The sequence below is a fragment of the Succinivibrio sp. genome (assembly GCF_045124615.1).
In the GTDB taxonomy this organism is placed as follows: domain Bacteria; phylum Pseudomonadota; class Gammaproteobacteria; order Enterobacterales; family Succinivibrionaceae; genus Succinivibrio; species Succinivibrio faecicola.
In genome coordinates this window covers 1-9,456 of the sequence record NZ_JBGVMC010000379.1, presented here as the reverse complement: position 1 = coordinate 9,456, position 9,456 = coordinate 1, and the positions used below count along the sequence as shown (strand labels likewise).

The following is a 9,456-nucleotide window of genomic DNA, read 5'->3' as shown; positions in this document are numbered from 1 at the left end:
ATATATGCCACAAAACTGTTTCATATTTTCTCAGGAAGAGATACTGTTGAATTTGGTTTGAGTACAGCAGAAAAAGAGTACAAATCAAAGCTAAGACGACTGCCAAGAAATAAATTCTAAAATAGAGCAAAAGCTGATATTTTTCTGATCGAATTTACATATTGATGCTTTTTTTTATCTTTTTTTAGCAACTTAATTGATTTTTTGCTATATTGTTATGTGAGTTTGCAGAGACAAGAAATGCTCGCAGAAGTATGTAGACTCTTTTAGATCTCTGCATTGATAATAATTATAATTTTTTAAGGTTTTAATATGGCTAAAGTTCAGTCTTTACAGGATCCATTCTTAAACGCACTACGTAAGGAACATATTGTAGTATCTATTTATCTTGTTAATGGTATTAAGCTACAAGGACAGGTAGAATCATTTGATCAGTTCGTGATTTTATTAAAGAATCAGGTAAGTCAGATGGTTTACAAGCATGCTATCTCAACAATAGTTCCAGCACGTGCTGTAAACATTCCACTAGCAGACGTTAAGGACGATTCTGAGGAAGCTACAGATTCAGAATAATTTTCAAAAGTAGATAATGTCAAAGTCGGAGTTTGAGACACTCGGATCAACTCTACTTGTGCACGTTGAGTTACCTCAGCTTCAATCACAAGAAGATTTAAAAGAGCTAGAGCTTCTTGCAGATACTGCAGGAGGCAGTGTAGTTCATACTGTCGTTTGTAAGCGAGAAAGCCCAGATCCAAGTACATTTGTTGGATCTGGTAAGGTTCTTGAAATCGCTGATGCTGTTAAGCTTTATGATGTTCAGACAGTAATATTCAACAACAAACTCACTCCTGCTCAGGAGCGAAACCTCGAAAAAGCCTTCTCTGTTAGAGTTATGGATAGAGTAGCTCTTATCCTGACTATTTTCGCTCAAAGAGCAAGAACATACGAGGGTAAACTTCAGGTTGAATTAGCTCAGTTGCAGTATGAACAGGCAAGACTTGTTCGTGGCTGGACCCACCTTGAAAGACAGAAAGGTGGTTTTGGTTTAAGAGGCGGTCCTGGTGAAACACAGATTGAGCTTGACAGACGAGCACTTAGAGAAAGAATTTCGGCAATCAAGCAGGATCTTGAAATTGTAGCTTCAAGACGTGAGCAGAACCGATCACTTAGAAAGAAAAACTCCATAAATGTGGTTTCATTTGTAGGCTATACAAACGCCGGCAAATCGACTCTTTTCAACAGGCTTACAAATTCTGATGTATATGCTGCAAATCAGTTGTTTGCAACATTGGATCCTACCTTAAGAACAGTAGAAATCCCTGTAATTGGAAAAGCCGTATTTGCAGATACTGTAGGTTTTATAAGACACCTTCCGCATGATCTTATTGCTGCATTTAAAGGTACTCTAGAAGAAACAGCTCAGGCAGATCTTCTTTTGCATGTTGTAGATTCTTCAGATGAACACAAGGATTTGAACATAGAGGCTGTAAATTCTGTTTTAAAGCAGGTTGGAGCTCAGGATGTAAAAACCTTAATTGTTTATAATAAGGCCGATCTTGTAGAAGACAGTTTTGATGAAATTATAAGAGATGAACAGGGCAAACCTGTAAGAGTATATGTAAGTGCAAAGAATGGTTTTGGTATAGATAATCTTATAAAAGCCACTGCAGAGTTACTCTCTGATGATTTATGCGAATTTACTGTTAAAATAGGTAACAGACACGGAAAATTAAGAAGCATGCTTTACAGCATGAAAGCCGTAGATTCTGAAAGCTATGATGAATCAGGAAATGCTATACTTGCATTGAAAATTAAAACAGTAGATGCAGCAATTATAGATAGCAAAACAAATGGTGCTTTAAGTGAGTGTGCACTTGTGCAGAAGCTTCCATGGATTAAAGATGACGAATTTGATTTTGATAGTGTGAGCTGAGAATATGGAAAACAATAAAGATTTAATGGGCTGGAATGCACCAGGATCAGATAACAATGATAAGGGCAGTAATAATGGACCTGAAAAGGATCCTTGGGGTAGAACTTCAAAAAATAACACCCAGTCAGATCCTATAGCCGCTCTTTTAAAGGCTTTAAAGGACTTATTTGGAGCAAACGGATCATCATCTGGTCGTTCAAACAAGAATTCTAAGAAAAATTCTCAGTACGGTCTTATCCCACTAATTACAATTGTTGCTTTAGGTTTCTACATTTTTTCTGGTTTTTACACTGTTAGGGAAGCAGAAAAGGGTGTAGTTTTACGTTTTGGTAAGATTTACGACGTAGTAGATTCAGGTCTTCGCTGGAAGTTTTCTGGAATTGATACAGTAAATGTAATCGATATTGAGCAGGTAAGAGCAATTCAGTCTTCTGGTACCATGCTAACAGAGGATGAGAACGTTGTTATTGTTGAGATGGACGTTCAGTACAGAATTGCAGATCCAGTTAAATATCTGTACTCAGTTGTAAATCCTGACAACACTCTTCTTGAGGCAACAGACAGTGCTCTTCGTTATGTTGTAGGTCATACCATGATGGATGATATTCTTACATCTGGTCGTGAAATGGTAAGACAGAATACAAGAGAATTATTAACATCAATTATCGAGCCTTATAATACAGGTCTTGCAATTGTGGATGTGAACTTCCTGCCAGCAAGAGCTCCTGATCAGGTTAAAGAAGCTTTTGACGATGCAATTGCAGCTCAGGAAGATGAGCAGCGTTTCAAGCGTGAGGCTGAGGCTTATGCAAATGAGGTATTACCAAAGGCAGAAGGTAGGGTACAGCGTATCAGACAGGAAGCTGAAGGTTATCGCTCTCAGGTTGTCTTAAAGGCTGAAGGTGAGGTTGCAAGATTTACAAAGGTTCTGCCAGAGTATAATGCAGCTCCTGAAATTACAAGAACAAGAATCTATCTTGAGACTATGCAGGAGGTTCTGTCTAAGTCTAACAAGATTGTTCTTGATGTACAGAAAGGATCATCACCTGTTTTATATCTGCCAATGCCACAGCAGAGTAACAGCACTGCACCACAGGTTCAATCAGAGCCTGAAAAGAGTGTCTCATCTACTGTAAGTGAGCAGTCACAGAGCGATTCATATCCTCCACTATCAAGCGCTAACAAGTCAAATAATTCATACTCAAGAGGTCGCAGATAATATGAAAAACAATACTTTAAACCTCTTATTAATTTTTGTTTTTGTCTTAGGTTTTCTTGGATTCAACAGTCTTTATGTCGTAACTGAGGGCAATAAGGGCATAGTAACAAGATTTGGTAAGGTTGTAAGAGATTCAGAAGCTCATCTGAATATTGTCAACCCAGGCCTTCATTTTAAAATGCCATTTGTTGATAGAGTAAAATCTCTTGATGTAAGAATTCAGACAATAAGCTCATCTGCTGACAGATTTGTTACATCAGAAAAAAAGGACGTAATCATTGATTCATATGTAAAGTGGCAGATTTCTGATCCTGCAACTTACTATCTGACAACAGCAGGTGGTAACAAGACTCAGGCAGAAGAGCTGTTAAGACGTCGTATCAACAACTCCTTACGTTCACAGATTGGTAGACTTACCATTCATGAAATTGTATCTGGCAGAAACAATAATAACGATGAGTCTTCTGTTGAAGATAATGATTTTGATTCTGTTGAAGTAGCTGTTGCAAGTCAGTCAAAGCGTGATGAGGTTATGCAGAATGCTCTAAAGGATATCGGTGCATCTGCAAAGAGCCTTGGTATCAAGATTGTCGATGTTAGAATCAAGCAGATTAATCTTCCACCAGAGGTTTCAAACTCAATTTATCAGCGTATGAGAGCAGAGCGTGATGCAGTTGCAAAGCTCCACCGTTCTCAGGGACGTAAGGAAGCTGAAGCTATTAAAGCTCATGCAGATAGAGAAGTTGTTGTGAAGATTGCAGAAGCAGAAAGACAGGCAAGAACTCTTCGCGGTGAAGGTGATGCAGAAGCTACTAGAATCTATGCAACAGCATATAAGCAGAATCCAAAGCTGTTTGAATTTTTACGTTCAATGGATGCATACAAAAACGCTATGACATCAGGTAAAGATACACTCGTTCTAGATCCGAACAGTGAATTTTTCAAATACTTTAATGACATAAATGGTGCATTAAAATAAGAAAAGAGTATAATCTCACATTTGGAATTTTGTAAATAACGAAAATTTTCTACGAGGAAACAGCAATGCCTAATAATGTAATTGTGCTAGGCACACAATGGGGCGACGAAGGTAAAGGCAAAGTCGCTGATTTATTAACCACAAAGGCAAATATCGTCGTTCGTTCACAGGGCGGTAACAATGCTGGTCATACTCTAGTTGTAGGCGACAAGAAGGTTGTTGTTCGTCTAGTTCCATCAGGAATTTTACACAAAGAGTGCTTATGTCTAATTGGCTCTGGCGTTGTTGTAAACCCAGGTGCACTTTTTGAAGAAATTGAAGAGTTAAACCGTGCCGGTGTTGAATCTGTTGAAAGCAGAATCAAGATTTCAGGTGCAGCTTCACTTCTTCTTCCAATTCATCCTGCAATTGACAAGGGTGCTGAGAAGTTACGTGGTAAGAATGCTATTGGTACAACAGGAAGAGGTATCGGTCCTTGTTATGAGGATAAGGTAGCTCGTCGTGGTGTACGCGTAAGTGATCTATATGATATGGAAAACTTCAAGGTGAAGTTAAAGGCTTTACTTGATTACCGTAACTTCATGTTAAAGAACTTCTACAATGAGCCTGAGGTTTCATACGAGAGCGTATTAAGCTACATTGAGTCATTACGCGAGCGTATTTTAAATATGGTAGCTGACGTATCAGAGATCATTGCAGAAGGCCGTCGTAACAAGCAGAAGATCCTGTTTGAAGGTGCTCAGGGTACATTCCTTGATATCGATTATGGTACATATCCATATGTAACCTCTTCAAATACTGTTGCAGGTGGCTGCGTAACCGGCTCCGGTGCAGGTCCTCTTGATATCGATTATGTTCTTGGTATTGCTAAGGTTTATACAACACGTGTAGGTGGCGGTCCATACCCAACAGAGTTAAACGACGAAGTTGGCGAGGGTATCAGAAAGCGTGGTGCAGAATTTGGTGCTGTTACAGGCAGACCACGTCGTACAGGCTGGTATGATGCTGTTGCAATGAGAAGAGCAGTAACCATCAACTCATTAACTGGCTTAGCTTTAATGAAGATGGACGTTTTAGATGGTATGGATGAGGTTAAGATCTGTACTGCTTATAAGATGCCAGACGGCTCAATAAGACAGTTACCACCTTTATCAGCTCATGAGTATGAGGGAATCACTCCTGTTTATGAGTCAATGCCAGGCTGGAAGGAATCAACCTTTGGTGTAACCAAGTGGGAAGATTTACCAGTAAACGCAAGGAACTACATCAGAAGACTTGAAGAGTTATCTGGTGCTAAGGTTGCAATTCTATCAACAGGTCCAGAGCGCGACCAGACTATCTATTTAGATGATCCTTTTGCTGATTAGTAGTTAGCAGATTATCAAAAAAAATGGGGGACTTTAAAAGTCCCCATTTTTTTTGAAAGATTTGTGAAAGAAAGTTTTTTTCTTTGTCAGATCGTAGTTTTCTTTATTTGTCTCTGTTTGCAGCTTTATCTGCAAGAGAGAAAAGCTGATCTTTATATTCAGACTCATCTAAAAAGCCGATAGCTTTTTTAGCATTCTTTGCTGCATTAAGTGCAAACTGATGTGACTTTTCAAGTGAACCTGTTTTAACTATATAATCTAGAACCTTATTAAAGTTTCCATCTTTTATAGCATTTTCAAGATCCGATCTGTCTGAATTATCTACAGCTTGTAGTGCATAAATAAGAGGAAGAGTAATTCTTCCGTCAATCAGATCTTCACCAACGCTCTTTCCAAGAATTTCATTATCTGATGAATAATCAAGAATATCATCGGCAACCTGGAAGGCAATTCCAAGCTGCTTTCCGTATTCTTTAAAGGCATTAACTGTATTCTCATCGCACTCAAGGATAATAGCAGATCCTGATGTTGCAAGTTCAAAAAGAGCGCCAGTCTTAGAGTAGATAGTCTGAAGATAGTCATCAATAGAAATGTTAAGCTTGTTTTGATTCTTAAGCTGAGCTAACTCACCGCTTACTAAGGTTGCAAGTGTGTTGTTAATTTCTGTGAAAATTTCAGGCTTTTTGATATTGTTCAGGCACAAGAAGCATTTAGTAAACAGATAATCGCCAGCTAAAACAGCTGCATGGTTTCCATCTGTCTCATTGAGGGTTTTTACTCCTCGTCTTATAGTTGCCTTATCAATGACGTCATCATGAACAAGAGATGCTGTATGCAAAAGCTCGCATGCTGCTGCAAAATATTCAACAAGTTCATTTTGCTCTTGTTTTTGATTTAGTGCATAAAAACTTGCAAGAGCCAGTTTTGGACGTATTCTCTTTCCTCCTGCTTTAACAACAGAAAGACACATGGAATTAACATGCTCTTCCATGTCGCTGCCGGTTAGAAGATTTGAGAGGATTTCTTCTACTTTATCAAGCGATGTTTTAATAATTTCTTTTTGACTAATCATTTGATATATCCATGAAATACTTCCTAATTGTATCATTTATGAGTGAAGGATAAAAATATTTATCTTGAAATTCTCTTTAATGTAATTTAAAATTACACAGCTTTTTTAGGGTCAGTGCGACACTATAAAGCTCGTTAAGAAAAAAGCATAGTGGAAATAAAGGGTGTAAGTCTTTTGTAAAGACTTGCTTTATTGTATTTATTTCTGTAAAATTATGACCCATTATTGCCCCAAAGGGCTCAGTATTTAATGTATTGCAGAATAATTCTGTTCTGCATGTACTCGGAGTAAAAGCATGTACGCAGTTATTTTTTGCGGCGGCAAGCAGCACAAGGTATCAGAAGGCGACGTATTAAGCGTTGAGCTTCTAGATGCTGAAGCTGGCAGCGATATTGAACTTGATAAGGTTCTTTTAGTTTCTGATGGTACTAACGTTAAGGTTGGTGCTCCATACTTAGCAGGTGCAAAGGTTACCGCTAAGGTATTAGGTGCACACGGTGGCGAGAAGGTTAAGATTGTTAAATTCCGTCGTCGTAAGCATCACCAGAAGGTTACTGGTCACCGTCAGTGGTTTACCGATTTACAGATTACTGGTATTAATCAGTAATTGAAGGAGTAGGAATAAATGGCACATAAAAAAGCTGGTGGTTCCGTTCGTAACGGACGCGACTCCAATGCTCAGCGCTTAGGCGTTAAAGCTTATGCTGGTGAATTTGTTACTGCTGGCAGCATCATTGTTCGTCAGCGTGGCACTCATTTCCACGCAGGTGCTAACGTTGGTTTAGGTAAAGATGATTCTTTATTCGCTAAGTCAAACGGTAAGGTTACCTTCGTAACTCGTGGTCCTAAGGGCCGCAAGTTTGTTGAGATCGTTGAGACTCAGCAGTAATTCTTTACTAAGGATTACAAATACAGGGCTCGCTGATGCGAGCCCTTTTGGTATGTAGGTTTGTATTAATGGCTGTTTAGCCATCTCATTGGAGGATATACAAGGTGAAATTCGTTGATGAAGCCGTAGTACGTGTTGAAGCCGGTGATGGCGGTAATGGCATAGTAAGTTTCAGACGTGAAAAATACGTCCCTCGTGGCGGCCCTGATGGTGGTGACGGTGGTGACGGTGGTAACGTCTATATGAAAGCTGATACAAACCTGAATACCCTGGTTGATTATCGCTTTACAAAATTCTATAAGGCAGATCGTGGTCAGAACGGCGGTACTGCAGACTGTACAGGTGCACGTGGTGAAGACAAGATCCTTCTTGTTCCTGTAGGTACTAGAGTAACTGACGTTGCAACAGGTGAAATCATCGGTGACCTAAGAAAGGAAGGCGATGTTTTATGTGTTGCAAGAGGCGGTAGACATGGTTATGGTAATACCCACTTCAAGAGTGCTACCAACCAGGCTCCACGTCAGAAGACAAACGGAACTCCAGGTGAGCGTCGTCAGTTAAAGCTTGAGATGCTGCTTGTATCAGATGTTGGTCTTGTAGGTCTTCCAAATGCAGGTAAGTCAACCTTTGTAAGAGCAGTTTCAGCTGCAAAGCCAAAAGTTGCAGATTATCCATTTACCACTCTTGTTCCATCCTTAGGTGTGGTTAAGACATCACAGGGTCGTTCTTTTGTTATTGAGGATATTCCAGGTCTTATCGAAGGCGCATCAGAAGGTGCAGGTTTAGGACACAGATTCTTAAAGCATCTTGAAAGATGCCGTGTCTTAGTTCATCTAGTTGATGTTCATCCTGTAGATGAGAGTGATCCTGTAAATAACGCTCTTGTGATTGAAAATGAAATCAAAGAATATGCTCATGAGCTTTATAACAAACCAAGATGGCTTGTTGCAAATAAGGTTGATCTTGGCTCAGTAGAGGAAGCTGAGCAGACTTTACAGAGAATTTCAGATGCTCTTGAGGTAAAACCTGAAAGAACATTTATTATTTCTGGCTTAAATAAGACTGGTGTAAGCGAGCTTATTTATGCTCTTCAGGATCTGGTTGATGAGGTTAAGGCTAAGGAGCTTACAGAGCAGAAAGCTCCTAAGGCTGAAGAGTTCGTCTGGACCGAGGGTGAAAAGAAGTATGAGGCCGAGCAGTTCTTCGATGATGAAGACGATGAGGAAGGTCCAGAGTTTATTTATAGAGCTTAAGGATAGATATGGCCGACTTACAGATAATTGTAGCTTTAGCTAAGAACAATATGATAGGTGTTAATGGTGATATGCCATGGCACCTGCCAGATGATCTAAAGCATTTTAAAAAGGTTACTGCAACTTATCCTATCGTTATGGGCAGAAGAACCTTTGAATCAATTGGTCGAGTTCTTCCAAACAGAAGAAATATAATGGTAAGTAAAACCTTTGATAAGAAGATTGAAGGTCTTGAAGTTGTAGGCTCCTTAAAAGAGGCTATGGATCTTGTAGGTGATAGCGTTCTTATGGTTATCGGCGGTGCAAGAATGTATGAGGAGGCTCTACCTTTTGCATCTACTCTTCATCTTACAAGAATTCACAAGTCATTTGACGGAGATACAAAGTTCCCGGATTTTGACGAATCTGACTTTGTTCTTTCAGATACTCAGTTAAAACATTCAGATGAATGCGATTTTGACTATGAGTATCAGACATGGCATCGCAAATAGTATTAAGCTGGATAGCTTTTTCTTAAGTTATCCAGATTTACCTTAGATTTCACACTGATTTTACTGTTTGTCTCAAGGCAGTATGCAGTAAGTCTGTCTCCCCAGATACAGCCTGTATCAAGTGCAATAATATTTTCTCTGTCGCAGAGTGCCTTAAGTGCAGCCCAGTGTCCAAAACAAAGTGTATAAGGCTCTTTCTTATACAAAAAAGGTTTTCCAAAGTTAAACCATGGATATATATCATCCTTCATTG

At 39.2% G+C, this 9,456-nt stretch carries 10 protein-coding genes and 1 pseudogene; 9 read left to right on the top strand and 2 right to left on the bottom strand.

Going from position 1 to position 9,456, the window contains the following annotated elements:
* Positions 1 to 312 precede the first annotated feature (312 nt).
* The 5 genes from hfq to ACJML3_RS10095 all read left to right on the top strand — a co-directional run bounded on the left by hfq (position 313) and on the right by ACJML3_RS10095 (position 5,498).
* The gene (gene hfq, locus ACJML3_RS10115; protein ID WP_406022896.1) at positions 313 to 573 is read left to right on the top strand and encodes an RNA chaperone Hfq; all 261 of its coding nucleotides are present in this window, start codon (positions 313 to 315) and stop codon (positions 571 to 573) included.
* A gap of 16 nt (positions 574 to 589) precedes the next feature.
* Positions 590 to 1,933: a ribosome rescue GTPase HflX gene (hflX, locus tag ACJML3_RS10110; RefSeq protein WP_406022894.1), complete on the top strand. Its 1,344-nt coding sequence runs from the start codon at positions 590 to 592 to the stop codon at positions 1,931 to 1,933.
* Positions 1,934 to 1,958: 25 nt separating this feature from the next.
* Positions 1,959 to 3,152 carry an FtsH protease activity modulator HflK gene (hflK, locus tag ACJML3_RS10105; RefSeq protein WP_406022898.1) on the top strand — a complete coding sequence of 398 codons (1,194 nt, stop codon included), beginning with the start codon at positions 1,959 to 1,961 and terminating at the stop codon, positions 3,150 to 3,152.
* 1 nt (position 3,153) lies between these two features.
* Positions 3,154 to 4,131 (top strand): protease modulator HflC, encoded by a 978-nt coding sequence (gene hflC, locus ACJML3_RS10100; protein WP_406022892.1) that lies wholly within the window; start codon positions 3,154 to 3,156, stop codon positions 4,129 to 4,131.
* Between the two features lie 65 nt (positions 4,132 to 4,196).
* The gene (locus ACJML3_RS10095; RefSeq protein ID WP_406022890.1) at positions 4,197 to 5,498 is read left to right on the top strand and encodes an adenylosuccinate synthase; all 1,302 of its coding nucleotides are present in this window, start codon (positions 4,197 to 4,199) and stop codon (positions 5,496 to 5,498) included.
* Positions 5,499 to 5,601: 103 nt separating this feature from the next.
* Here ACJML3_RS10095 and ACJML3_RS10090 read toward each other — a convergent pair whose 3' ends face one another.
* The gene (locus ACJML3_RS10090) at positions 5,602 to 6,570 is read right to left on the bottom strand and encodes a polyprenyl synthetase family protein (RefSeq protein ID WP_406022888.1); all 969 of its coding nucleotides are present in this window, start codon (positions 6,568 to 6,570) and stop codon (positions 5,602 to 5,604) included.
* Between the two features lie 295 nt (positions 6,571 to 6,865).
* On the opposite strand from ACJML3_RS10090, the gene rplU reads away from it, so the two are divergent.
* The 4 genes from rplU (at position 6,866) to ACJML3_RS10070 (ending at position 9,203) form a co-directional block, all read left to right on the top strand.
* A complete protein-coding gene (rplU, locus tag ACJML3_RS10085; RefSeq protein ID WP_219937236.1) occupies positions 6,866 to 7,177 on the top strand; it encodes a 50S ribosomal protein L21 in 312 nt (103 codons plus the stop codon).
* 18 nt (positions 7,178 to 7,195) lie between these two features.
* Positions 7,196 to 7,459, top strand: coding sequence for a 50S ribosomal protein L27 (rpmA, locus tag ACJML3_RS10080; protein ID WP_219937237.1), 264 nt, complete (start codon positions 7,196 to 7,198; stop codon positions 7,457 to 7,459).
* 104 nt (positions 7,460 to 7,563) lie between these two features.
* Positions 7,564 to 8,712 carry a GTPase ObgE gene (obgE, locus tag ACJML3_RS10075; RefSeq protein WP_406022885.1) on the top strand — a complete coding sequence of 383 codons (1,149 nt, stop codon included), beginning with the start codon at positions 7,564 to 7,566 and terminating at the stop codon, positions 8,710 to 8,712.
* An 8-nt stretch (positions 8,713 to 8,720) separates the two neighbouring features.
* Positions 8,721 to 9,203, top strand: a complete 483-nt coding sequence (locus tag ACJML3_RS10070; protein ID WP_406022883.1) for a dihydrofolate reductase — start codon at positions 8,721 to 8,723, stop codon at positions 9,201 to 9,203.
* A gap of 2 nt (positions 9,204 to 9,205) precedes the next feature.
* On the opposite strand, the pseudogene ACJML3_RS10065 reads toward ACJML3_RS10070, so the two are convergent.
* Positions 9,206 to 9,456 (bottom strand): annotated as a pseudogene (locus tag ACJML3_RS10065) (symmetrical bis(5'-nucleosyl)-tetraphosphatase); the annotation flags it as partial.